The 22,838-nt window shown below is 61.7% G+C and carries 19 protein-coding genes; 4 read left to right on the plus strand and 15 right to left on the minus strand.

The window, feature by feature from the left end:
• Positions 1-2: 2 nt before the first annotated feature.
• The 3 genes from PFU01S_RS01835 to PFU01S_RS01845 are packed head-to-tail and all read right to left on the minus strand — an operon-like array spanning position 3 to position 1,790.
• Positions 3-275, minus strand: coding sequence for a phosphopantetheine-binding protein (locus tag PFU01S_RS01835; RefSeq protein ID WP_027913537.1), 273 nt, complete (start codon positions 273-275; stop codon positions 3-5).
• Positions 244-1,062: a lysophospholipid acyltransferase family protein gene (locus tag PFU01S_RS01840; RefSeq protein ID WP_027913538.1), complete on the minus strand. Its 819-nt coding sequence runs from the start codon at positions 1,060-1,062 to the stop codon at positions 244-246. Before PFU01S_RS01840 ends, PFU01S_RS01835 begins: the two co-directional genes overlap by 32 nt.
• Positions 1,038-1,790 (minus strand): beta-ketoacyl synthase chain length factor, encoded by a 753-nt coding sequence (locus PFU01S_RS01845; RefSeq protein WP_173645885.1) that lies wholly within the window; start codon positions 1,788-1,790, stop codon positions 1,038-1,040. Before PFU01S_RS01845 ends, PFU01S_RS01840 begins: the two co-directional genes overlap by 25 nt.
• A gap of 267 nt (positions 1,791-2,057) precedes the next feature.
• On the opposite strand from PFU01S_RS01845, the gene PFU01S_RS01850 reads away from it, so the two are divergent.
• Positions 2,058-2,831 carry a ParA family protein gene (locus PFU01S_RS01850; protein WP_028686670.1) on the plus strand — a complete coding sequence of 258 codons (774 nt, stop codon included), beginning with the start codon at positions 2,058-2,060 and terminating at the stop codon, positions 2,829-2,831.
• 72 nt (positions 2,832-2,903) lie between these two features.
• Here PFU01S_RS01850 and trxC read toward each other — a convergent pair whose 3' ends face one another.
• From trxC to PFU01S_RS01885, 7 genes are all read right to left on the minus strand, one after another.
• Positions 2,904-3,338 carry a thioredoxin TrxC gene (trxC, locus tag PFU01S_RS01855; protein ID WP_027913541.1) on the minus strand — a complete coding sequence of 145 codons (435 nt, stop codon included), beginning with the start codon at positions 3,336-3,338 and terminating at the stop codon, positions 2,904-2,906.
• 26 nt (positions 3,339-3,364) lie between these two features.
• Positions 3,365-4,825: a protein adenylyltransferase SelO gene (gene selO, locus PFU01S_RS01860; RefSeq protein ID WP_028686669.1), complete on the minus strand. Its 1,461-nt coding sequence runs from the start codon at positions 4,823-4,825 to the stop codon at positions 3,365-3,367.
• A 121-nt stretch (positions 4,826-4,946) separates the two neighbouring features.
• Positions 4,947-8,255, minus strand: a complete 3,309-nt coding sequence (gene mscK / locus PFU01S_RS01865; protein WP_028686668.1) for a mechanosensitive channel MscK — start codon at positions 8,253-8,255, stop codon at positions 4,947-4,949.
• A gap of 35 nt (positions 8,256-8,290) precedes the next feature.
• Complete coding sequence (locus PFU01S_RS01870; protein WP_028686667.1) at positions 8,291-10,033, minus strand: potassium/proton antiporter; 1,743 nt, start codon at positions 10,031-10,033, stop codon at positions 8,291-8,293.
• Between the two features lie 193 nt (positions 10,034-10,226).
• Positions 10,227-11,405 (minus strand): choline ABC transporter ATP-binding protein, encoded by a 1,179-nt coding sequence (gene choV / locus PFU01S_RS01875; RefSeq protein WP_023532472.1) that lies wholly within the window; start codon positions 11,403-11,405, stop codon positions 10,227-10,229.
• Positions 11,402-12,250, minus strand: coding sequence for a choline ABC transporter permease subunit (gene choW, locus PFU01S_RS01880; RefSeq protein WP_173645905.1), 849 nt, complete (start codon positions 12,248-12,250; stop codon positions 11,402-11,404). Before choW ends, choV begins: the two co-directional genes overlap by 4 nt.
• 82 nt (positions 12,251-12,332) lie before the next feature.
• Positions 12,333-13,280, minus strand: coding sequence for a choline ABC transporter substrate-binding protein (locus PFU01S_RS01885; protein WP_023532510.1), 948 nt, complete (start codon positions 13,278-13,280; stop codon positions 12,333-12,335).
• A gap of 440 nt (positions 13,281-13,720) precedes the next feature.
• Between PFU01S_RS01885 and PFU01S_RS01890 the strand changes: the two genes are divergently transcribed.
• Positions 13,721-15,097: an L-serine ammonia-lyase gene (locus tag PFU01S_RS01890; protein WP_027913546.1), complete on the plus strand. Its 1,377-nt coding sequence runs from the start codon at positions 13,721-13,723 to the stop codon at positions 15,095-15,097.
• A gap of 447 nt (positions 15,098-15,544) precedes the next feature.
• The gene (gene gbdR, locus PFU01S_RS01895) at positions 15,545-16,651 is read left to right on the plus strand and encodes a choline metabolism transcriptional regulator GbdR (protein WP_023532694.1); all 1,107 of its coding nucleotides are present in this window, start codon (positions 15,545-15,547) and stop codon (positions 16,649-16,651) included.
• 94 nt (positions 16,652-16,745) lie between these two features.
• Here the strand turns inward: gbdR and PFU01S_RS01900 are convergent, their stop codons facing one another.
• Entirely contained in the window at positions 16,746-17,003 is a 258-nt protein-coding gene (locus PFU01S_RS01900; RefSeq protein ID WP_027913547.1) for a hypothetical protein, read from the minus strand.
• A gap of 369 nt (positions 17,004-17,372) precedes the next feature.
• Here PFU01S_RS01900 and PFU01S_RS01905 point away from each other — a divergent pair, with 369 nt between their 5' ends.
• Entirely contained in the window at positions 17,373-19,343 is a 1,971-nt protein-coding gene (locus tag PFU01S_RS01905) for a zinc-dependent metalloprotease family protein (protein WP_081783930.1), read from the plus strand.
• A gap of 65 nt (positions 19,344-19,408) precedes the next feature.
• Here PFU01S_RS01905 and PFU01S_RS01910 read toward each other — a convergent pair whose 3' ends face one another.
• From PFU01S_RS01910 to choX, 4 genes are all read right to left on the minus strand, one after another.
• Complete coding sequence (locus PFU01S_RS01910; RefSeq protein WP_028686666.1) at positions 19,409-19,876, minus strand: thioesterase family protein; 468 nt, start codon at positions 19,874-19,876, stop codon at positions 19,409-19,411.
• Positions 19,877-19,886: 10 nt separating this feature from the next.
• The gene (locus tag PFU01S_RS01915; RefSeq protein WP_028686665.1) at positions 19,887-20,852 is read right to left on the minus strand and encodes an L-carnitine dehydrogenase; all 966 of its coding nucleotides are present in this window, start codon (positions 20,850-20,852) and stop codon (positions 19,887-19,889) included.
• A gap of 18 nt (positions 20,853-20,870) precedes the next feature.
• Entirely contained in the window at positions 20,871-21,755 is an 885-nt protein-coding gene (gene cdhC, locus PFU01S_RS01920) for a 3-dehydrocarnitine:acetyl-CoA trimethylamine transferase CdhC (RefSeq protein ID WP_028686664.1), read from the minus strand.
• A 119-nt stretch (positions 21,756-21,874) separates the two neighbouring features.
• Positions 21,875-22,819, minus strand: coding sequence for a choline ABC transporter substrate-binding protein (choX, locus tag PFU01S_RS01925; protein ID WP_028686663.1), 945 nt, complete (start codon positions 22,817-22,819; stop codon positions 21,875-21,877).
• Between the last annotated feature and the right edge of the window lie 19 nt (positions 22,820-22,838).

Raw genomic sequence — 22,838 nt, forward strand, 5'->3', positions numbered from 1 at the left:
TCTCAGGCGGCCTGACGGGCAGTGACGAACGCCGCCAGGGCGGCGACACTGCTGAAATGGTTGCGGGTGTCCTTGGCATCGGCGTCGATCTTGATGCCATAACGCTTCTGGATGGCCAGGCCGAGCTCGAGCGCATCAACCGAATCCAGGCCCAGGCCTTCGCCGAACAGGGTCTGTTCGTCGTCGATGTCCTGGATGCTGATGTCCTCCAGGCCCAGGGCGTCGATGATCAGTTGCTTGAGATCACGGTTGAGGTCTTGCTGTGGCGCGCTCATCGGCGGCGAGCTCCTTGATGTAGTAGTTGTGCAGGTAGTCGTTGAGCAGGCGGGAAGCTTTGGGTGCAGGGCCCAGCGCTGCGTAGGCGTCGGGATGCACGTCCGGGCCCACCGAAAGGGTGAAGTGCACACGCCTGCCAGGGATGCGGTACCAGGGTTCGTTCTTGGTCAGCGTGGTTGGGCTGACCTTGATGGTGACTGGGGTGATGACGCTTGCACCGCGCAGGGCAATCGCAGCCGCGCCGCGGTGAAAGGCCGGCGGCTGGCCGGGCGAGGTGCGCGTGCCTTCCGGGAAAATCACCAAGGTCTGGCCCTGCTGCAGCGAGGCGACGGCGGCGTCGAGCATGTCCATGCTGCCATCGTTGCCGATGTATTGCGCCTCACTGACCGGCCCGCGTGTGAACGGGTTGTCGAACAGGCTCTGCTTCACGACGCAGTTGGCCTGGCGTACCAGGCCGATCAGGAACACCACGTCGATCAGGGAGGGGTGATTGGCAATGATCATCTGACCCGGCCGGCCCAGGCGCTCGGCCCCTTCGATTTCGTACGTCAGCACGCCCATGGCGCGCATGAACTGCACGAAGCGCCAGAACAACCAGCTGATGGTGCGCCGGGCCCGCTCGCGGTGGCGCACTCGGCCACCGGGCAGGCAGGCCAGCAGCGGAAACACGAACAGCCGCAGGGTCAGGCAGCCCATGCCAAACAGTATAAAGCTCGTCGCGGTGGCCAACAGGCGCCAGATGAAGGCATCGCCTGACCTGCTCACGGCTGTCGGTGCCAGTTCCATGTACGACGCTTCCCTGTGTGAGTGAAATCGGTGCGGCCGTTGAGCATGGCCTTGAGCCAGGCCAAGCCGTGAGGCAGCCCAGGCACTGCCGGTGATGCGGCGACCTGGCCGGGCGCTAGCTGCCATTGCTGGCCTGGGGTCAGCAACAGGCCGAGCGCATAGGCGAATGGGACGTCGTCTATCCAGGGGCCATAGGCCGGCGGCGGCTGTTCTTCGGTAACGATCAACAGCACGGCTGGGGCACCATCAGCCATGAGCGCTGCGGCTTCCACCACGCCCTGCTCGAAACCATCCCCCGCGGCGGCCAGTGCCGTCATCTCGCAGGTGGAACCGCGCAGGATCGACCACAGGCCGATGACCGCGTTGTGCACCGAGAGGCTGAACTGGGTAGGTGATAGCGGCTGCCCCGCAGCCAGTTCGCCCAGAATCGAAAACGTACGGGGTGTTTCACCGTGGCGTGACACGAAGACCAGCGGCAGCGGCGGCTGGCCCTCTGCCAATGGCCAGGCCACCGCGAACGCCATGCGCGCCATGTGGCTCAGCCGACGGCGTTGCATGGCCGGCAGAAAGGCCACGTCAGGCGCGCAGGCGTCAGCACCCGATGGCGAATTGCCACTGGCCCAGGCGTGCCAGTCGGCAGGCGCCGAAAGGCCCGGAGCCCATGCACGCCATTGGGTGATGTTGAAGGTGATCACGGTGGTTTTCTTCCCGCCCTGAGGGGCTTCCATGCCGAGCGAACGTGTCGGCGCCTGCCTGTCAGGGGTGGTGCGTTCATCGAGTGGCGCGCATTATCCCGGTGCGGCGGTGATGTAGCAATGGATTCGGATCCAAAGAGACAACGCCTTCAAGCGGATGTGGCGTGGTCCGATTGAATAGTTTCCTTTTTCCGACAGTCGGCACAGCGCCATGTCTGGTGCGCAGCCGCTGTAGCAGCGCTGGCCATGGGCACGGCGTCGCCACATACTCGGCAACTCGTCCCTATCCGGAGGTCAGTCATGCGACGCGTGGTGTTCAATCAGAAAGGCGGGGTGGGCAAATCCAGCATCGCCTGCAACCTGGCAGCGGTAAGCGCCCATGAAGGCTACCGAACCTTGCTGATCGACCTGGATGCACAGGCCAACTCGACCCAGTACCTCACCGGGCTGGTGGGCGAAGACATTCCCATGGGCATCGCCGATTTCTTCAAGCAGAGCCTGTCCAGTGGGCCCGGGGTGAAGAAGAATAAGGTCGATATCCACCTGACACCGTTCGAAAACCTGCATGTGGTCACCGCCACCTCGGAGTTGGCCGACCTGCAACCCAAGCTCGAAGCCAAGCACAAGATCAACAAGCTGCGTAAATTGCTCGACGTCTTGAGTGAAGATTACGAGCGGATTTACATCGACACCCCGCCGGCCCTCAACTTCTATGCCGTCTCGGCGCTCATCGCAGCGGACCGAGTGCTGATCCCGTTCGACTGCGACAGCTTCTCGCGTCAGGCCCTGTACGGGTTGCTGGCCGAGATCGAGGACATCAAGGAAGACCACAACGAACACCTGGTCGTCGAGGGCATCGTGGTGAACCAGTTCCAGCCCCGCGCCAGCCTGCCGCAGCAGATGCTGGACGCGCTACTGGCCGAAGGCTTGCCGGTGCTGCCGGTGTACCTGGGCAGTTCAGTGAAGATGCGGGAGTCGCATCACGCCAGCCTGCCCCTGATCCACCTCGACCCCCGTCACAAACTGACCCAGCAATTCGTGGCGCTGCATGATTTGCTGGGTGGGGATGAGTAGGTGCAGCTTGATCAGACGTCTGCACGAGGGGCTACGTATCCCCTATGAGTCGCTGCTTGCAGGTACCTGAGGTCAAACTCCCTGGCTGCGCAGCCACTCCAGCAGTGGCTGAAGGGGAAGTGCCCCTGCCTGGCGCGCGATCTCGCGGCCGTTGCGCATCAGTATGAGGCTCGGGATCGAGCGAATGCCCAGTTGCCCGGCCAGGGAGCGGTTGGCTTCGCTGTCGAGCTTGGCCAGGCGGCAGCGGCCAGTCAGTTGGCGGGCCGCTTGTTCGAAGACTGGCGCGAAGGCCTTGCAGGGGCCACACCAATCGGCCCAGACGTCGATCAGCAAGGGCAGGTCGCCTTTGACCTGGCTTGCATAGCTGCTCTCGGTCAGCACGAACGGCGCCTGGAGCACCACTTGCTGCTTGCAGCGGCCACACTTGGGCGCATCGCCCAGGCGGTCGGCGGGCAAGCGGTTCAGGCCGTTGCAGTGAGGGCAAGGGACAATTAGCGGATCGGTCATTGCATCTCCGTTGGCGTCTGTGGGCTTCAGGACGAGCAACTGATTTCCAAGTGCTTGCCCCAGGCAGGTGGCGGCGCTGCATAGGCCTGCATTCCGGCCTGTTCCTCGAACGGGCGGCTCAGCACCTCATGCAAACGCCTGACCTCAGTGTAGTCGCCTGCCTCGGCCGCTTCGATGGCGTTCTGCGCCAGATAGTTACGCAGCACATACAGCGGGTTCACGGCGTGCATGCGCTCACGCCGCCCGGCAGCATGGTTCGGTTCACGTTCGCAGCGCGCTTGATAGTCGACAGCCCAGGCATCGAAACCCGCCAGGTCGATGAAGGCGTCACGTACCGATTGCAGCGCGTCGGCCAGCGGTTGATCGCCCAGGCGGCGGAAGAACAGGTTGTAGTCCACACCACCGCTCTGCATGCGTTGCAGCAGACGCTCGACCAAGGCCATGTCTTCATCCTCGGCGGTAGTCAGGCCGAGCCGGCGACGCATCAGGTCCAGGTAATGGGCCTGGTAGAGGGGCAGGAACAGCGCCAGTGCCTGCTTGAGCGCTTCGACCTCGACCACCGTGGTCAAGGCCTGGGCCAGCGCGCTGAGGTTCCAATGGGCGATCGGTACCTGGTTGGCATAGCTGTAGCGGCCGCGGTCGTCGGAGTGGTTGCAGATGAAGTTGGCATCGAAGTCGTCAAGGAAAGCGAACGGGCCGAAGTCGAAGGTGATCCCCAGAATCGACATGTTGTCGGTGTTCATCACGCCGTGACAGAAACCGTACGCTTGCCAGCGTGCGATCAGCTCGGCATTGCGCTCGACGATGGTCTGGAACATGGCCAGGTAAGGCTGCTCGGCGTCTTTGCACTGCGGGTAGTGCTCCTCGAGTACATGGTCGATCAGCACGCGCTGCTGCTCGGGCTGCTGGGTGTAGTAGAAGTATTCGAAATGGCCAAAGCGGATATGGCTCTGGGCAAGGCGGGTGAGCATGGCGGCGCTTTCCTGGGTTTCCCGCCACACCGGGGTGCTGGAGCCGATCACACACAGGGCTCGGCTGCTGGGGATACCGAGGGCATGCAAGGCTTCGCTCGCCAGAAACTCACGAATCGAGGAGCGCAGCACGGCACGGCCATCGCCCATGCGCGAGTAGGGGGTCTGGCCGGCGCCCTTGAGGTGCAGGTCCCAATGTTCACCGGCATCGTTGACCACCTCGGTCAGTAACAGGCCGCGGCCGTCACCCAGGCGCGGGTTGTAGCCGCCGAACTGATGGCCGGAATACACCATCGCTCGTGGATCGGCGCCTTCCCAGAGCTTGTGGCCACTGAACAGTTCGGCGAACAACGGCAGCTCGGCCTGGGCCGGGTCGAGGTCGAGCAGCGCCATGGCCGATGCACTGGCGACCACCAGGCGAGGGTCTGCGATCGGCTCGGGCAGTACCTGGGTAGAGAATGCGTCCCCCAGGCGGGCGAAGCGGTTGTCGAAGGTGAGCTGGTCGAGGGCTTTCACGGGGCTGCTCCTGAGTCGAGGTGGCAAGCGGCCGCTGCGTGGCCCTGTGCGGGCGGACCGGCCGTGAGCGAGGGCCAGGCCCTCGCGGGTTGAACGGGCGTCTCTGCCCTATGGAGTCCAATCACACCGGTTGAGTGCCATCGGATTTGGGCGAGTCCATCGGTATCAACTGTTGTTTGCCGGCTTTGGGGTCCATCAGGAACACCTCGACCTGGCGTACGGAGATCTTGATATCGTGCGCCTTGAACTCCCGGTTGATGTAGCGATTGATCTCGTCCAGCGTCGGGTTGCGATCACCCAGGTCACGGACGTGCATGCGCAGTTCGTGGTCCAGTGAGCTTTCGCCGAATTGCAGGAAGTACACCAGAGGTTCCGGGTCCTTGAGCACCCGCGGGTTCTCATGCGCACCCTTGAGCAGCAGGTCGCGTACCAGGTCCAGGTCCGAGCCGTAGTCGATGCCCAGTTTCAGGGTGACGCGGGTAACGGTATCGGTGAGCGACCAGTTGATCAGTTGCCCGGTGATGAACGTCTTGTTGGGGACGATGATGTCCTTGCGGTCGAAGTCGGTGATGGTGGTGGCGCGGATGCGGATCTTGCTCACCGTGCCCGACAAGTTGCCGATGGTGATGGTGTCGCCGATACGCACCGGGCGTTCGAACAGGATCATGATGCCCGAAATGAAGTTGGCGAAGATTTCCTGCATGCCGAAACCCAGGCCTACCGACAGCGCGGCGACCAGCCACTGCAGCTTGTCCCAGCTGACCCCCAGGGTGGAGAGGGTACTGACGATGCCGACGCCGACGATGGTGTAGGACAGCAGCGTGGTGGTGGCGTAAGCACTGCCTTGGGCCAGATTAAGCCGCGACAGTACCAGCACCTCCAGCAGGCCGGGCAAGTTGCCGGCCAGGGCGAAGGTAATGCCCACGATCACCAGTGCGCCGAGCAGGTCACCGAGGCTGATGGGGACCATGCTCGCCGCAGCGCCCGTACCGCTGGTGTATTCGTACAACACGAAGTTGTTGAGGTAGGCGAATACCGAGAGCAGGTCCGACCACACCCAGTACAGGCCGGCGATGAAGCCACCGAGCAAGGCCAGGCGGATAAGGCGCAGGGACTGCTGATTGACCTGTTCGATGTCCAGCGTCGGTTCTTCGACGACGACTTCGCCATCGAGCCCTTCCTTGGCTGCAGCCCGCTTGCTGAGCGCGCGCTGGTAGGCCAGGCGTCGGGCGGCCACGGAAAGCCCGCGTACGAATGCCGCCTCGATCACCAGCCAGAACAGCAGCAGGTAGAGGGTGTAGATCAGGCGGTCGGTGAGTTTCAGCGCCGTGTAGTAGTAGCCGAAGCACACGGCGATGAACAGGGCGATGGGCAAGGCCGTGAAGGCCACGCCCACTGCTTTGCGAAACAGCGAGGTGTCGCGGTGGGCAGGGCTGCTCAGCAACAGGCGGCTGAGCAACCAGGCCATCAGTGCGTAGCAGGTCAGCACCACGCCAATCCCCAGCACGTCGTCGGCCAGCGCCGAGGGCTGGTGCTCGGCCACCGCCACCACCCCCACCAGTGCCAGCACCACAGTGCCCAGCCGCCGAACCCAGCCGCGCAAGAACTCCACTTGGGGCTTGTACCAGCGGAAGTGAATCTCGGCCACCCCGCCAGGCGAGAGGATGCGGTAGGCCGTATAGAACACCAGCCAGGCCTGGGCCAGTTGCCACAGTGCCGCGCCAAGGTTGGCGTTCTGCCCGCGGGCGTCGATCTGCAGGGCGTAGCTGCACAGCGCCAGGCCCAGGCTCACCGGCATCGCCAGCAGGATGTTGATCAGGATCGCCTGCGGGGTGTGCCACTGGCTGTCGCGACGGAAATGGCCGATGTCCTGGTGCACCTTGCCCAGGCGCTGGTACAGGTACTTGCGTCGCCACAGCAACGCGCCGATCACCAGCAACAGCGGCAGGAACAGCAATGGGCGCTGGCTCAACCCGTCAGCCAGCTCCTTGAGGCCCGAGCTCCACGGCAGGTCCGCCACCTGGTCGGCCAGGCGTTGCGGCACATAGGCCAGCCAGTCCCAGTCCAACGGCTTGTTGCTGGGTATCCAGAACATCTGCTCGTCCAGCGTGGTGCGCAGGCTTTGGGCAGTGCCCAGTAGCTGCTTCTGGTTCAGTTGCAGGGTAATGGATTCGTTGAGCAGCGCCGACAGCTCTCGGTTCAGGCGTTCGAGCAAGTCGCTGCGGGTGATGGCCACTTCCAGCAATGCCTTGCGCAATTGGGGGGTGACGGTTTCGGGGGGTTGTGCAGCCAGCAGTTTGTCCACGTAGCTGACCGGGCTGCTCATCTGCTCGCGCTGCTGATTGACTTCGAACTGGTACAGGCGCGTGTCGGCGATCTGGTCAGCCAGGTCACGGTCGAGCTTGAGGTGCGGCAGAGTCTGTTTCTGTTTGTACAGGATCTTGGACAGCAGCAGGCTGCCCTTGAGTACGCTGATCTGCTCGTCCAGCGCCTGATCGGCCTGGGTCAGGGTGTCGAGCTGCTGCTTGGTCCGCAGGTTCTGCTGGGTCAGTTCGTTGAGCCGGTCGGTGCTTCTGAGCAGGTAGTCGGACAGCTTGAGGTTGGCCGCGCTTTCGGTGGCCAGCAGGCTGCTGCCGCCGGCTTTCTGGGCTTCGATCGACTGCTGCGTGACGGTTTCCTGGGACTGGGCCAGGCGTTTATCGTTGATCAGGGTCTGCAGGCCCTGGATTTCCTGCTCCAGGCGTGCCGTGCGCTCGATCAGCAGGTCATGGCGGGCATTGCCCAGGTCTTGCAGCACGCTGTTGCCGGCCAGCTCCTGGCGGCGTAATTGGGTGAGGGCGTTGAGCGAGGCCAGTTCGGCGTTGAGCTGGTTGCGCAGGTCGGCACTGATAGGCTTGCCCGCATCCTTGCCGCTTTTGAGGATGCTGTTGATCTGCTGGGCCCGCGCCTGGCTGCTGCTGATCTCGGACTGAGCCCGTTCGGGACGGGTCTGCGAATTGATGATCAGGCTGTTGGCTTCGGACAGCGCCTTTTGCAGCTCGCCTTGCTGGGTGGTGCGTTCACTGAGCATCTGCTCGAGCTGCGGCACGCCAAGGTTGGCGTAGCGCTGGGCCACCGACTGCACCGAGCTCTGCTTGAGCCTTGCCAGCTCTTTCTGGCTGTCGCTGGTTTCCTTTGGCGCGCTGGCCAGCTGCTGCTTGAGGGCGGTCAGCTTGCGTTCGTTGTCTTCCTTGCTGGCCAGCAGGCTGAGGGTTTGCTCGAGCACTTGCTGCAGGGCCTTCTGATCGGCTTCGGGCAGCTTGCGCTCGGCGATCTTGTCCAGGCTTTCCTGGACGCTGGCGGTGGTGGGGGCTTCAGCGGCGGCGACCGCCAGGGGAAGGCAAAGGCACAGCCCGAGCAGGGCTGTGCGAAGGTGCAGGCGAAAGGACATAGGCAGACTACTTGTGGATCAGGCAGAAACGAAGTTTAGAGGAACAATCCTGGTCCTGGTCGCGATCCTTCGGGGAATCTGACGCCCACTTTCTGAATCTTGTTCCCGTCCATGGTCGCCACTGTCCAGATCGTGCCATGCCATTCGACCTGGTCGCCTACCACTGGCGCGCCTCCGACCTTCTGTCGGATGAACTGCGCCAGCGGCATGTGGGCATCCTGGCTGTCGACGTTGAGGCCATAGAGCGACGCCACGGCGCCGAGCTCGGCATCGCCTTCGAGCACGAAGTCGCCGAAGAAGCGCAGGTCCAGGCCGCGTTGGGGCGCCTGGCTGAAGAGTTTGCCCAGTGCAGGCAGGTTGTGCTCATGCCCGATCACGCACAGCATGTCGTCCACTTCCAGCACGGTACTGCCCGAAGGGTGCAGCAGCTGTTCGCCACGGAACAGCGCGGCGATGCGCGTGCCCTCTGGCATCTTCAGCTCCCTGAGCGCCGCTCCAATGCACCACTTTTCGGCGCCCAGGCGGTAGACGAACATCTCCCATTCGCTGGTGATGTGCACTTCCAGTGCCGAGCGAGAGATGGGCGCCGGGTCTGGCGGCACCGTCACCTTGAGCAGTTTGGCCATCCAGGGCAGGCTGGTGCCCTGCACCAGCAGCGAAACCAGGACGATGAAGAACGCCAGGTTGAAGAACAGCTGGGCGTCCGGCAGACCGGCCATCAGCGGGAATACCGCCAGGATGATGGGCACGGCGCCGCGCAGGCCTACCCAGGAAATGAAGGCTTTCTCGCGGTCGTGGAACGCCTTGAAGGGGAGCAGTGCGGCAACGACCGACAACGGGCGTGCGATCAGAATCATCCACAGGGCAAGACCCAGTGCCGGCAGGGCGATAGGCAGCAGGTCGTGAGGCGTCACCAACAGCCCCAGCACCAGGAACATCCCGATCTGGGCCAGCCACGCCATGCCGTCGAGCATGTGCAAAATGCCGTGCCGGCTGCGGATCGGCTTGTTGCCCAGCACCAGCCCGCACAGGTAGACCGCAAGGAAACCACTGCCGTGCAAAGCGTTGGTCAGCGAGAAGACCACCAGCCCACCGGCCACGACCAGAATCGGGTAAAGGCCGCCTGCCAAGTTGATGCGGTTGACCAACTGCAGCATCACCCAGCCGCCGCCCAGCCCCAGCAACCCGCCGATGCCGAACTCGCGCAACAGGTGGCCCAGCAGGCTCCAGTGCAGCCCGGTCTGGCCACTGGCGATCATGTCGATGAGGGTCACGGTGAGGAACACCGCCATCGGGTCGTTGCTACCCGATTCGATTTCCAGTGTGGCGGTGACCCGTTCGTTCAGGCCTTTACCGCCCAGCAGTGAGAAGACCGCTGCGGCATCGGTGGAGCCCACGATGGCGCCAATCAGCAGGCCCTGGATCAGGTTCAGGTCGAACAACCAGGCCGCCACCATGCCGGTCAGCGCCGTGGTGATCATGACCCCGACCGTTGCCAGCGAAAGCGCCGGCCACAAGGCGACCCGGAAGCTTGCCACCCGCGTGCGCAAACCACCGTCGAGCAGGATCACGGCAAGCGCGAGGTTGCCCACCAGGTAGGCGGTTGGGTAGTTGTTGAAAATGATGCCACCCCCGTCCACGCCAGCGATCATGCCGACGGCCAGGATGATGACCAGAATCGGGATGCCAAGCCGCGACGACAGCGAACTGACCAGGATGCTTGCCCCCACCAGCAATGCGCCGATCAGGAACAGGCTATTGATGGTACTGGCATCCAAAGGCAGGTACTCCGGGACAACGAGGAGGGAAGACGTGATAGCGCGGATTCGGTGTTTGCTAGCAGGTCGCGTGCCAACCGATTCTAACCTGATGAATTGGCAGCCTGTAAAGCGTTTCTGAAGATGTAGGCAAGCCAGCCCGCAGCGCGCGCCGCCTTTAAAGAAGAGGGCCGCGAATGCGGCCCTCGTGCAATCAACCGTGGTTCTTGCCCAGCAAGGCGTGATAAAGCTCGGTGTCTCCCAGAATCCCCACGACTTTGTCGTTTTCCTGCAGCACCAGCTTGTTGCCGGTCTGGTAGCGAATCTGCAGGGCCTCACGCATGCCGATATCGGCATGCACCAGGGTTGGCCTGCGGCTCAGGCCTTCCACTGCCTGCCCTGGCGCCCAGTTCTGCATCTCCAGCCCGTTCTGGCCTTGCCGTGCACGCTTGATCGAATTGCCTTCACCCAAGTCCAGCCACGAATCGCCACCGGGGTCCAGGCAGACCGAGCCGTTGACGCGCTTGCAGTTGTCGAGCGAGCGCATCAGGCTGCGTCCGCACAGTACGTTCAGCGGATTGGTATGGGCCACGAAGGTGCGCACGTATTCATCGGCCGGGTTGAGCACGATTTCCTCGGGCTTGCTGTACTGGATGATCCGGCCGTCCTTCATGATCGCGATCCGGCTGCCCAGCTTGAGCGCCTCGTCCAGGTCGTGGCTGACGAAGACGATGGTCTTGTTCAGCTGGCTCTGCAGGGTCAGCAATTCGTCCTGAAGGCCTTGGCGAATCAAGGGGTCCAGGGCCGAGAACGGTTCGTCCATCAGCAGGATGTCGGCATCCATGGCCAGCGCGCGTGCCAGGCCGACGCGCTGTTGCATGCCGCCGGACAATTCATCGGGCTTCTTGTTGCGCCACTGTGCCAGGCCTACCAGTTCGAGCTTTTCGTCGACCAGCTTGCGACGCTCCTTCTCGGGGCGGCCCTGCATTTCGAGGCCGAAGCTGATGTTCTCGCGCACCGTGAGCCAAGGCATCAGGGCGAACTTCTGGAACACCATGGCGATACGCTTGGTGCGCATCATCTTCAGTTCAGCCGGGGTGCAGTGGGCGATATCGATGTGCTTGCCTTCGTGCTCCACGAACAGCTTGCCGCGGCTCACGGTGTTCAGCCCGTTGATACAGCGCAGCAGGCTGGACTTGCCCGAACCGGAAAGGCCCATGAGCACGCAGATCTCGCCTTTCTGGATGTCCAGGTTGGCTTTCTCGACGCCGACCACAAGCCCGGTCTGCTTGAGAATCTCTTCGCGGGTCTTGCCCTGGTCCAGCAGCGACAGCGCTTCGCGTGGCTTGTTGGAGAAGATGACGTCGACGTCTTCGAATCGAATGATACTCATGCTTCACTCCTGGCCGGCAGCTCCGGTTGCTTGCAGATACGGTCGAGCATGATCGCCAGCAGCACGATTGCCAGGCCCGCTTCGAAGCCCAAGGAAATATCGGCGGTGTTCAGTGCGTTGACCACGGGTTTGCCCAGGCCGTCGGCGCCCACCAGGGCGGCGATCACCACCATCGACAGCGACAGCATGATGCATTGGGTGACGCCTGCGGCGATGCTCGGCATCGCATGGGGCAGTTCGATACGGGTGAGCAGTTGACGGCGCGAGCAGCCAAAAGCCTTGCCGGCGTCCATCAGTTCCTGGGGCACATCGCAGATACCCAGGTAGGTCAGGCGGATGGGGGCGGCGATGGCGAATACCACCGTCGAGATCAACCCAGGCACCACGCCCAGGCCGAACAGGGTAAGGGTAGGGATCAGGTAGACGAAGGTGGGGACCGTCTGCATCAGGTCGAGCACCGGCCGCATGGCGGTGTAGAACATCGGCTTGTGTGCGGCGACGATACCCAGCGGCACGCCGATGGCCACGCAGACCACGGTGGCGAAACTGACCTGGGCCAGGGTTTCCATGGTTTCCTGCCAGTAGCCCAGGTTGAGGATCAGCAGAAAGGACACTGCGACGAAGGCGGTCAATGCCCACTTGCGCTGGATCAGGTGCGCCAGGGCAGCGAATAGCGCGATGAGCACGAGCGGGTTGAACCAGGTCAGGGTACTGGTGACCCCATGGATCATGAACTCCAGGCCTTGGGCGATGGCGTCGAAATAATTCGCGCCGTGCTGGGTCAGCCACTCGACGAACGAGGACATGTACTGGCCCAGGGGTATTTTCTGATCGATAAGCATGATAGCGAGCTTCCACCTGCGTAGATTGAAATCAACCCGGGGCGGGCACGGTCCTGCCCCGAGATAGCGCTACTGCGTAGTTCGGTTATTGCGTCAGCTTGGCCTTGGCCGCCTCGAGACCAGGTTTGCCATCCACGGTGGTCACGCCTGCCAGCCAGGTGTCCAGCTTGCCAGGATTGTCCTTGAGCCATTTGCGCGCGGCGGCGTCGGGCTTCATCTTGTCGTCCAGGACATAGCCCATCATGGTGCTTTCGTCCTTGAGCTCGAACGACAGGTTCTTCAACAGTTGGCCGACGTTGCTGCATTCCTGCGCATACCCCTTGCGGGTATTGGTGTACACCGTCGCCTTGCCGAAATCGGGGCCGAAGAACTCGTCCCCACCGGTCAGGTACTGCATCTTGAACCGAGTGTTCATCGGGTGCGGCTCCCACCCCAGGAACACGATGGCTTCGCCACGTTTCTGCGAGCGATCCACCTGGGACAGCATGCCGGCCTCGCTGGACTGGACGATCTTGAAGCCGGCGTCCTTCAGGCCGAAGGCGTTCTTGTCGATCATGCTCTGGATGGTGCGGTTGCCATCATTGCCCGGCTCGATCCCGTAGATCTTGCCGCCTAGCTCATCCTTGAACTTGGGAATGTCGCTGAAATCCTTCAAGCCCTTGTCGTACAGGGCTTGCGGTACTGCCAGCGTGTATTTGGCGTTTTCCAGGTTGGCGCGCAGGGTTTCGACCGTACCGGCGTCGCGGTACTGCTTGATGTCGTTCTCCATGGTCGGCATCCAGTTGCCGAGAAACACGTCCAGGTCCTTGCCGGCCGCCAGCGACTTGTAGGTCACCGGCACCGAGATCATGGTGGTGTGCGTCTTGTAGCCCAAGGCGTCGAGCACAGCGCTGGTGGTGGCCGTGGTTACCGTGATGTCGGTCCAGCCGACATCCGAAAACCGCACCGTCTGGCACTGCTCGGGTTCTGCAGCCTGGGCCAGTACCGGTGCGGACAGCAACGCGACCAGCAACAGCGAGGGTGAACCTTTCATGGGTGGACTCCTGTGATTTTGTCTTCGGGTTCGCGTGGTTCGTCGGACGTTCTGAGGGTCCGATCGATCAGGCCTGCAGAGGGCAGGTTGCGTGGCCGTGCTTTACGAGTCGCTTTCGATAATCCTCCAGCGCCGAGCAATCGCCTACTGGTGGAGTCGTATCCAGTACGCAACGGGTCGCATCCAGTATGGGCAATGTCGCTTATGGATTCTTCTGCCCATCCTGCCGCTTTTTTGCGTCACCAAGGCGCCGGAAAGCGGCGCGCTGGGCCTGCAAAACAGGCGGCGCGGCTGGACAAGACTACGTCGGTTGCAGACGGCGAGCAGGGTGGCAAAAGCCCGATGATGCGTGCATTGAAGGCGGCCTGCAGTTCAGCCTAGCAGCTGCCCCGCCCTGCGCATTGCGCGCACAGACAAGCCCAGCAAGAGGTGATTCGACAATGGCCATCAGCGTGTTCGACCTGTTCAAGATCGGTGTCGGGCCTTCCAGCTCGCACACCGTCGGCCCCATGCGTGCCGGTGCCCTGTTCGTCCAAGGGCTGCGTGAGCGCGGCGAGCTGGAACAGGTAAAGCGGATCGAGGTGCGCCTGTATGGTTCGCTGTCGGCTACCGGTATCGGCCATGGGACCGACAACGCCACCATCATGGGGCTGATGGGCGAATGGCCAGACGCCATCGACCCCACCCAGATCGTCCCGCGTATTGCCGACCTGCGTGAAACCCAGGTGCTCAAGCTCGATAACCGCCTGCCCATCGACTTCATCTGGGCCCGTGACATGCTGCTGCTCGAGGAGAACCTGCCTTACCACCCGAACGCCATGACCCTTGTGGCAGAAGGCGAGCATGGCGAAATTCACCGCGATACCTACTACTCGGTCGGCGGTGGCTTCGTGGTCGATGCCGCCCAGGCCGCCAGTGGCGTGCTGGACGCCGACCAGACCGTGCTGCCTTACGATTTCAACAGCGCGGCTGAACTGTTGCGCCTGTGCAAGCAAAACGACCTGAGCGTGTCGCAATTGATGATGGCCAATGAACGGGTCTGGCGCAGCGAGGCGGAGATTCGCGCCGGCCTGCACACGCTTTGGGATGCCATGCAGGAGTGCGTCAACAATGGGCTCAAGTACGAAGGCACGCTTCCGGGCGGGCTGAACGTGCGCCGCCGTGCTGCCAAGCTGCACCGCAGCCTGCAGGAGATCGGCAAGCCCAACGTGATCGGCTCGACCATGAGCGCCATGGAGTGGGTCAACTTGTTCGCCTTGGCCGTGAACGAAGAGAACGCCGCAGGCGGGCGCATGGTCACCGCGCCTACCAACGGCGCGGCCGGCATCATTCCGGCGGTGCTGCACTACTACATGCGGTTCAGCGACGAGGTGGACGAGTCCAGCGTGGTCGATTTCTTCCTCGCAGCCGCCGCCGTGGGCATCCTGTGCAAGAAGAACGCCTCGATCTCAGGTGCCGAAGTGGGCTGTCAGGGTGAGGTAGGCTCGGCATGTGCCATGGCCGCGGCAGGGCTTGCCCAAGTACTGGGTGCTACCCCGCCCCAGGTTGAAAACGCAGCCGAAATTGCCTTGGAACACAATTTGGGCCTGACCTGCGACCCGGTAGGTGGTTTGGTGCAGGTGCCCTGCATCGAGCGCAATGCGATTGCTGCGGTGAAGGCCATCAACGCCGTGCAGATGGCGTTGCGCGGTGATGGCGAGCATTTCATCTCCCTCGACCAGGTGATCCGCACCATGCGTGATACAGGTGCCGACATGCACGACAAGTACAAGGAAACCTCGCGCGGCGGCCTTGCCGTCAGCGCCATCGAGTGCTGAGGCACTTCTTCGATCTGCAGTGTCATCGTCGAGCGATCGGCGTTGGCACTGCGCTCATCATAACGGTGCAAAGCACCACCTCGTGACCTTAAAACGTGCAAGACGATGCCTACCGTCAGTCGGATGTCGTGATCGGTGCAGGCATTGTCGGTGACACTCAAGAGTGTCGTTTCTGGGCAACTTGGGGACTGTATGTCACCAAAGTGCTCAGGGGTTACACGCATACCGCCTAGAACGCCTGTTTGAGCGCTGTAACAGACTTGTAGGAAAGTCCTGATTTTGATCACTGAGTAGGTCGTTTTCAGGTTTTTTCGGATAGCTGTTCAATTTCAGGCACGGCGTTTGCGTAGTGATAGACAACCAAGCCCCGTGGACGACCCTGGGGCAATAACAAGAAATCAGTGCCCGCCTGAGGCACACCCTGCATTTGTGTGAGGAGAAATCGCGATGACGTCGTACACCTCCGGGAATCCAACCCAGAACCGCACAACCCCCCAGTCCATCGGGTTTCTTCTCCTGGACAATTTCACGCTCATTTCCCTGGCGTCGGCGGTCGAGCCCCTGCGCATGGCCAACCAGCTGTCCGGCCGTGAGCTGTACCGCTGGCATACCCTGACCGTCGATGGCGGCCAGGTCTGGGCCAGTGACGGCCTGCAGATCACCCCCGATGCCGCCATGCACAGCGCACCCCCCATGGACACGGTCATCGTCTGTGGCGGTGTGGGTATCCAGCGTACCGTGACACGTGAGCACGTGACCTGGCTGCAAGCCCAGGCTCGCCAATCGCGCCGCCTTGGAGCGGTGTGCACCGGCAGCTGGGCACTGGCCTGTGCCGGCCTGCTCGACGGCTTCGATTGCAGCGTGCACTGGGAGTGCCTGGCGGCCATGCAGGAGGCCTACCCACGGGTCAACATGAGCACCCGCCTGTTTACCCTCGACCGCAACCGCTTCACCAGCTCTGGCGGCACTGCGCCGTTGGACATGATGTTGCACTTGATCAGCCGCGATCATGGTCGGGAATTGTCGGCGGCCATTTCCGAGATGTTCGTCTACGAGCGCATCCGTAACGAGCAGGATCACCAGCGCGTACCGCTCAAGCACATGCTGGGCACCAACCAGCCGAAACTGCAGGAAATCGTCGCGCTGATGGAAGCCAACCTCGAGGAGCCGATCGACCTGGACGAGCTCGCCGTCTACGTATCGGTGTCGCGTCGGCAGCTTGAGCGTCTTTTCCAGAAGTACCTGCACTGTTCGCCTTCGCGCTACTACCTCAAGCTGCGTCTGATACGCGCACGTCAGCTGCTCAAGCAGACGCCGATGTCGATCATCGAGGTGGCGTCGGTCTGCGGCTTCGTGTCCACGCCACACTTCTCCAAGTGTTACCGCGAGTACTTCGGCATTCCACCGCGCGACGAGCGTGTTGGCTCCAATACGACCCAGCAGGTGGCGATGATGCCGATTCCACAAGCCATCACCCTGTCGCCCCACAGCGGTCCCATGGCGGCATTGAGTCAGGCGCGTAATGAGTCGACGTTTGCCAGTGTGAGGCTCTAAGGGTCCGGGGCGGCGTCTCAACCCACTCGCCGGCATGGCGCGGCCCCTGTAGGGGCCGGCTTGCCGACGATCACGCCTGCATCGCAGCGTTTGCTCAGGTGCGGTTATTGAATTGCGCCAAGGCTGGCAGCAGCTGTTTATCAATCGCCTGCCGCACGGCCGGTAACAAGGTGGCGCTGCCCGCGTACATCTGCTCGACCATCCCCTTGAGCGCCCGCGCGTTTGGTTCGGTGAGCCCGCGTACCACGGCCTCACATGCCTGCTCGGCACTGGCACCGGCCGGAATCTCGAACCCGCGTGCTCGCAGGTGGCCCGCCAGGTCGTCTTGATCAATCAAATCGGCATGCATCATGGCTGTTGTCCCTTTTATCGCATAGAGAGTGCTGCAGTGATCACGACCGATTCTGTGACGCCGCCGTCATGCTCGCAACCTCGAAAGGGCGGGGTGGCTGCTTTGGCTATGAACAGGTCGTTTCCGGCTAAATCCGCTGCCCAGGAACTGCGCACACTCTAGTCATCTACCGAAGCGGAGGGTTTGGTCACCCTCACTCGTGCACAGTGGATGTTGCTCGCTCTTGGCCCCGGACGCTCACGGCTTTCCGGGGTTATTTTTGCGCGTCCGGATAGTTTCAGTATTCGAGAGGCCTGATAATTTTGTCAGGTTACTAATTTTTTTGCGTTTGCTCTCATGAGTGCCTGGGACTCATGAAAGGGGCAAATGATGAAAAATTCAGAATGGCCACGCATTCTGTTGTGCCTAGGCATGATGCTGGTCACCGCAAGTTCAATGGCTGCCTCCCCTTCGGAGAACGAGAAGTCGGGTGGGCTGCCCTTATATAAACTTGAGCCAACGCCCGACCGCACTTCGCTCCAGCGAGACGGAAGTGATTATCTGAAGCGCCTCTTGAAAGACCCTGCCAATGAGCAGATCACGCTCATCGACATCAATACCGCGCTCATCAATGATAAAACTCAAGCGTTGACGGTCACATTGCCCAATGGTAAGAGTGCCGATTTTCGTCTACGGGATTACGACACGCTCGCTGAAGGTATGCAAGGCTGGGTCGGTTATAAAGCGTCTACCTGGAAAGCGAGCCATGCGCCATCCTCCCCTGAGGAAATCGATCATGACCCGCTGTACTACCTTTCGCTTGTTCGTGCGGGTGATGTATTGATTGGTAGTGCGATCGTCGACGGCGAGCGTTACCGGATCGATAACATTGGGTCAGGGCAGCATGTGCTGATCAAGGTCGATGAGTCGAAGCTGCCGCCGGAAGCAGAACCCCTTGAGCCTGAACCGGCATCGGGTGAGGCTGCCCACGCCACGTCGGCAAACCATCCGCAGGCGAGCCACAGTATCATTCGCGTACTGTTCATAGCGACCAATCAGCGTAAAGCGGCCTCGCCCTTCTACATGCTCGAACTGGGTCACGCGCTGAATAATGCAAATCAGTACATGAAGAACAGCCAAGTTAACGTCACGTTTGAACTGGCTGGGTTCTATGAGGGGCCGTATAACGAAACCGGAAGGAGTTACAGGCAGCAGTTAGAGGACATTCGCTCGGCTCAGCCGTTTGCAGGAGCGGTACTGAAAGAGCGCGACCGCTTGAGAGCGCACCTCGTTTCCATGTACTCGACCGCCAGTGAGTTTTGTGGCATGGCGTGGATCAACCCCGGCGCAGCACAGGCCCACTCGGTTATCACCTGTGCTTCTTCCCTTGCACATGAGCTGGGGCATAATTTTGGGGCGGATCATAATTGGGACGCTGGGGATAAGGTCCGCAATCCCCCCTATCAATATGGCTATCGTTATACCGGAACGCCGCGTTTCCGTACGCAGATGTCCTATGACTGTTCGGGTGGAGTCTGCCCGAGAATCGCCTACTGGTCCAATCCCCGACTGACCTATCATGCTATGCGCTTGGGCACCGTTGAGCATCACGACGTCGCCCGTCGCTTCAATGAGCAAAGGGGCAAGATAGAGGGTTTTTATCCGCCGCGTCCACAAGTGCAGCTTTTTAACGGCAAGAACTTTTCTGGAGGGCAGTGCACCCTGGTTTTCTCCGACGCTAACGAGTTTCCCCCTTGTAATAGAGTACATTCGTTTAAGTTTAAAAATTTCACCAGTGGAATGCGGTTGTGTTTCAAGGCCACTACCTTGAACTGGGCCTGCTACGGCGGTGCTTACTCAGGTGATTTTGAAGTGAGCGACCTCGATGCCTACCACCCATTGCCTTACGGACTGGTACGGGAAACCTCTGCTCATGCAGGGGCATTGATCGGGCAGGTCCGGAGTGTCGGATACAGTTTTGACTATTACGCGACCATTCAACTTTATTCTCGCGCGGATTATCGAGGTGACTCCTGTATGCTCCGCCTGAACCTCGGCACAGTGCGCAATATTTCAGAATGGCCAGGATGTGACGCCGTGGCCACTGGCAAGTCACGCTCGGCGAAGATACACGCTTTCTCCGGGGGTAATAACAAACTTTGTTTCCTCAACAGCGACCACCGTCGAAGCCTTTGCTTCACCGGGAGCTATCGGGGCAATTTTCAGATCAGAAATTGGGACATTGGCAGTGGCCTGCCGCAGGGGCTTGTTCGCACGCATGCAGGCGGTGGTCACATAAATGGCTCAGTGCACCGTATTTCCTTCGGCTACAATAGCCCAGGTTGGCCTCCCGCGCCATGAAGCTTCAACCGTGCAGACGACATCATTCAGTAGCCGCCTGCACCGGTTTGACCTTCTGCTGCCGTTCAACGTAATGAGATCTGGCGTCCTATAAAGCACGCTGCTGTCTGGTCGCGTTGCTCATTGAGCAGCGTTTGAAGTGCCTGGGTGGTGAATGGGCTGAACTTTGCCGCTTTCGGCCCTGTGAGGTCAACGTGCAGCAACATCTGCTCACTGGCCGCCAGTACCGGGTCGAACCGTGCCCGGTGCAGGGTGTGGTAGACGTGCAGGCGCTTGCAATCAAAGCCAATGATCTGTGTCTGCACCCATACCTCTGTGCCCAATTTCACCTCGTGTACGTAATTGATATGTGTCTCCAGGGTGAACAGAGAGTTGCCCCTGCTCCCACGGCTATCGGCATCCAGGCCAATGCGCTCCATCAGCGCATCGGTGGCGTAGCTGAATATCAGCAGGTAGAAGGCATCGCGCAGGTGACCGTTGTAATCGACCCAGTCTTCCAGCACCTGGGTCCGGTAGGTAATCAATGCAGGCATCGTGCTGTCCTCAGTCGCCGAACGACATGCCATGATTGGCCTTGCTGGTGGTGACCGCTTCCAGCACCGCCAGCAGTGAGTCATCCCGGTAGCGTTCCAGCGCGGCGATGCTGCGATCACCCAATTGCTGCGACGTACCTTCCACCACATCGTCGATCAGCTTGTCGGTCAGCTCAGGCGCCGGAAGGTAGGTCCACGGCAGCTTCAATGCCGGCCCGAATTGCGACATGAAGTGGCGCATGCCGGCATCGCCCCCGGCCAGGGTATAGGTCAGGAAGGTGCCCATGAACGACCAGCGCAAGCCCGCGCCAAAGCGGATGGCGTCGTCGATTTCACCGGTGGTGGCGACTCCGTCGTTGACCAGGTGCAGCGCCTCGCGCCACAGCGCTTCGAGCAAACGGTCGGCGATGAAACCGGGGACTTCCTTGCGCACGTGCAGCGGGCGCATGCCAAGGGCGGTATAGACGGTGCTGGCCGCCTCGACGGCCTGCGGCGCGGTCCGCATGCCGCCGACGATCTCGACCAACGGCAGCAGGTACACCGGGTTGAAAGGATGCCCCACCACACAGCGCTCAGGGTGAACGGCCGAGGCGTAGAACTCGCTGGGCAACAAGCCCGACGTGCTGCTGGCAATGATCGCATCGGGTTTGGCTGCGGCGCTGATCCGTGCATGCAGGTCGAGTTTCAGGTCCAACCGCTCAGGCGCGCTTTCCTGGATGAAATCAGCGTCGCGCACGCACGCTTCAACGGTGTCGACAAAGGCCAGTCGGGCTTGTGACGCGCCCGGCGCAAGGCCCTGTTTCTCCAAGGCAGGCCAAGCGTTGGCGATACGTTTGCGCAGGGCCTGTTCGGCGCCTGGCGCCGGGTCCCAGGCGATCACGTCCAGCCCGTGGGCAAGGGCGCGTGCAACCCAGCCGCTGCCGATCACGCCGCTGCCTAATGCCGCGAATGTCTTGATGTCAGTGATGAAGTTCATGCGGGTCTCCAGAAGCGATCAGCGACGGTTCAGGTTCATCTTTGCCCGGCCTTCGGCGGGGCTCAGCACACGGGCGCCCAGGCGTGAAATGATCTCTACCGCGCGCTCGACCAACTGGCCGTTGCTGGCCAGTACGCCACGGTCCAGGTACAGGTTGTCTTCCAGGCCGACCCGCACGTTGCCGCCGAGCAACACGGCCTGTGCGGCCATGGGCATCTGCATGCGGCCGATGCCAAACCCGGCCCAGGTCGCATTGGCGGGCAGGTTGTCGACCATGGCTTTCATGGTGGTGGTATCAGCGGGTGCGCCCCACGGGATTCCCAGGCACAGCTGGAACAAGGGGTTGTCGAGCAGGCCCTCTTTGATCATTTGCTTGGCGAACCACAGGTGGCCGGTATCGAAGATTTCCAGCTCTGCCTTGACCCCCAGTTCCGTGATGCGCCGGGCACCGGCGCGTAGTTGCGCGGGCGTGGAAACGTAGATGGAATTGCCGTCACCGAAGTTGAGAGTGCCGCAGTCCAGGGTGCAGATTTCCGGTAACAACGCCTCGACGTGGGCCAGGCGTTCGAGCGGGCCGATCAGGTCAGTGCCCTGTCCGAATGCCATGGGGTTTTCATCGGGCCCGATTTCCAGGTCGCCGCCCATGCCGGCGGTGAGGTTGACGATGATGTCCACGTCGGCTTCGCGAATACGCTCCATGACTTCGCGGTACAGGGCCACATCACGGCTGAAGCGCCCTGTCTGCGGGTCGCGTACATGGCAGTGCACCACGGTGGCGCCGGCCTTGGCGGCTTCCACGGCCGCTGCGGCGATCTGCTTGGGTGTGACTGGGACCAGATGGCTTTTCGAGGCGGTGTCGCCGGCGCCGGTCAGGGCGCACGTGATGATGACGTCGTGGTTCATAAGGGATCCTGTGCGATCTGTTGTGGGCTTTTCGCCGGCAAGCCGGCCCCTGCAAGGTCCTGGACGAACCTCGGTGTGCAGGGAGCTGTAGGGGCCGGCTTGTTGGTGATGGGGCGGTATCAGTTGGCGGTAAGCTTGAGGTTGTCGGCGGCCGGCTTGCCATCGAAGGTGGTCACCCCCTCAAGCCAGCGGGCCTTGTCCTCGGGGTGATCCTTGAGCCATTGGCGCGCCGATTCCAGCGCGTCCTTGTGGTCGAGCAGTGGCTGCATCATGCGGCTCTCGTCTTCGGCACTGAAGCTCAGATTGGCCAGCAGGCGGTTGGCATTGGGGCAGCGCGCTGCGTAATCGGGCGCGGTTACGGTCCACACCGTCGCGCGACCTTCGTCAGGGCCGAGCGCATCCTGGCTATCGCCGAGGTAAACCATGTCGATGTTCACGTTCATGGGGTGTGGGGTCCAGCCGAAGAACACCACGGCTTCCTTGCGCCGTACTGCGCGGTCCACGGCGGCCAGCATGCCCGCTTCGCTGGACTCGACCAGCTGGAACTTGCCTAGGCCGAACTGGTTCTTGGCGATCATGGCCTTTATTTGGGTGTTGGCACCGGAACCCGGCTCGATGCCATAGAGCTTGCCGCCCAGTTCCTTCTCGAATTTGTGTATGTCGGCGAAGGTGCGCAGCCCCTTGTCCGCCAGGTACCTGGGCACTGCCAACGTGGCCCGGGCGTCTTCGAGGCTGGCTTTGTCCATGACTTTGACCTGCCCGGCCTCGATGAAGGGAGTGATGGTCTGGGTCATGATCGGGTTCCAGTACCCCAGGAACATGTCCAGGCGTTTGTCGCGAATGCCAGCGAAGATGATCTGCTGCGACGCGCTGGTTTGCTTGGTGGTGTAACCCAGGCCATCGAACAATGCCTGAGCGATGGCGCTTGTCGCGATCACATCGGTCCAGTTGACCACGCCCAGACGGACATTCTTGCAGGCAGCGGCATCGGCTGCGTAAAGCGAGGGGGTAACAAGGCTGGTCAGGGCCAAGGTCAACAGGCTGCGGCGGATCAAGCTGTGCATGGTGGCTCTCCATCGGCAG

It is taken from the genome of Pseudomonas fulva NBRC 16637 = DSM 17717, from assembly GCF_000730565.1.
GTDB classification, from domain to species: domain Bacteria; phylum Pseudomonadota; class Gammaproteobacteria; order Pseudomonadales; family Pseudomonadaceae; genus Aquipseudomonas; species Aquipseudomonas fulva.

Coding starts and splice junctions, on each gene's coding strand:
- PFU01S_RS01835 (WP_027913537.1), bottom strand. CDS start 275: ATGAGCGCGCCACAGCAAGACCTCAACCGTGATCTCAAGCAACTGATC.
- PFU01S_RS01840 (WP_027913538.1), bottom strand. CDS start 1,062: ATGGAACTGGCACCGACAGCCGTGAGCAGGTCAGGCGATGCCTTCATC.
- PFU01S_RS01845 (WP_173645885.1), bottom strand. CDS start 1,790: ATGGAAGCCCCTCAGGGCGGGAAGAAAACCACCGTGATCACCTTCAAC.
- PFU01S_RS01850 (WP_028686670.1), top strand. CDS start 2,058: ATGCGACGCGTGGTGTTCAATCAGAAAGGCGGGGTGGGCAAATCCAGC.
- trxC (WP_027913541.1), bottom strand. CDS start 3,338: ATGACCGATCCGCTAATTGTCCCTTGCCCTCACTGCAACGGCCTGAAC.
- mscK (WP_028686668.1), bottom strand. CDS start 8,255: ATGTCCTTTCGCCTGCACCTTCGCACAGCCCTGCTCGGGCTGTGCCTT.
- choV (WP_023532472.1), bottom strand. CDS start 11,405: ATGAGTATCATTCGATTCGAAGACGTCGACGTCATCTTCTCCAACAAG.
- PFU01S_RS01885 (WP_023532510.1), bottom strand. CDS start 13,280: ATGAAAGGTTCACCCTCGCTGTTGCTGGTCGCGTTGCTGTCCGCACCG.
- PFU01S_RS01890 (WP_027913546.1), top strand. CDS start 13,721: ATGGCCATCAGCGTGTTCGACCTGTTCAAGATCGGTGTCGGGCCTTCC.
- gbdR (WP_023532694.1), top strand. CDS start 15,545: ATGACGTCGTACACCTCCGGGAATCCAACCCAGAACCGCACAACCCCC.
- PFU01S_RS01900 (WP_027913547.1), bottom strand. CDS start 17,003: ATGATGCATGCCGATTTGATTGATCAAGACGACCTGGCGGGCCACCTG.
- PFU01S_RS01905 (WP_081783930.1), top strand. CDS start 17,373: ATGAAAAATTCAGAATGGCCACGCATTCTGTTGTGCCTAGGCATGATG.
- PFU01S_RS01910 (WP_028686666.1), bottom strand. CDS start 19,876: ATGCCTGCATTGATTACCTACCGGACCCAGGTGCTGGAAGACTGGGTC.
- PFU01S_RS01915 (WP_028686665.1), bottom strand. CDS start 20,852: ATGAACTTCATCACTGACATCAAGACATTCGCGGCATTAGGCAGCGGC.
- cdhC (WP_028686664.1), bottom strand. CDS start 21,755: ATGAACCACGACGTCATCATCACGTGCGCCCTGACCGGCGCCGGCGAC.
- choX (WP_028686663.1), bottom strand. CDS start 22,819: ATGCACAGCTTGATCCGCCGCAGCCTGTTGACCTTGGCCCTGACCAGC.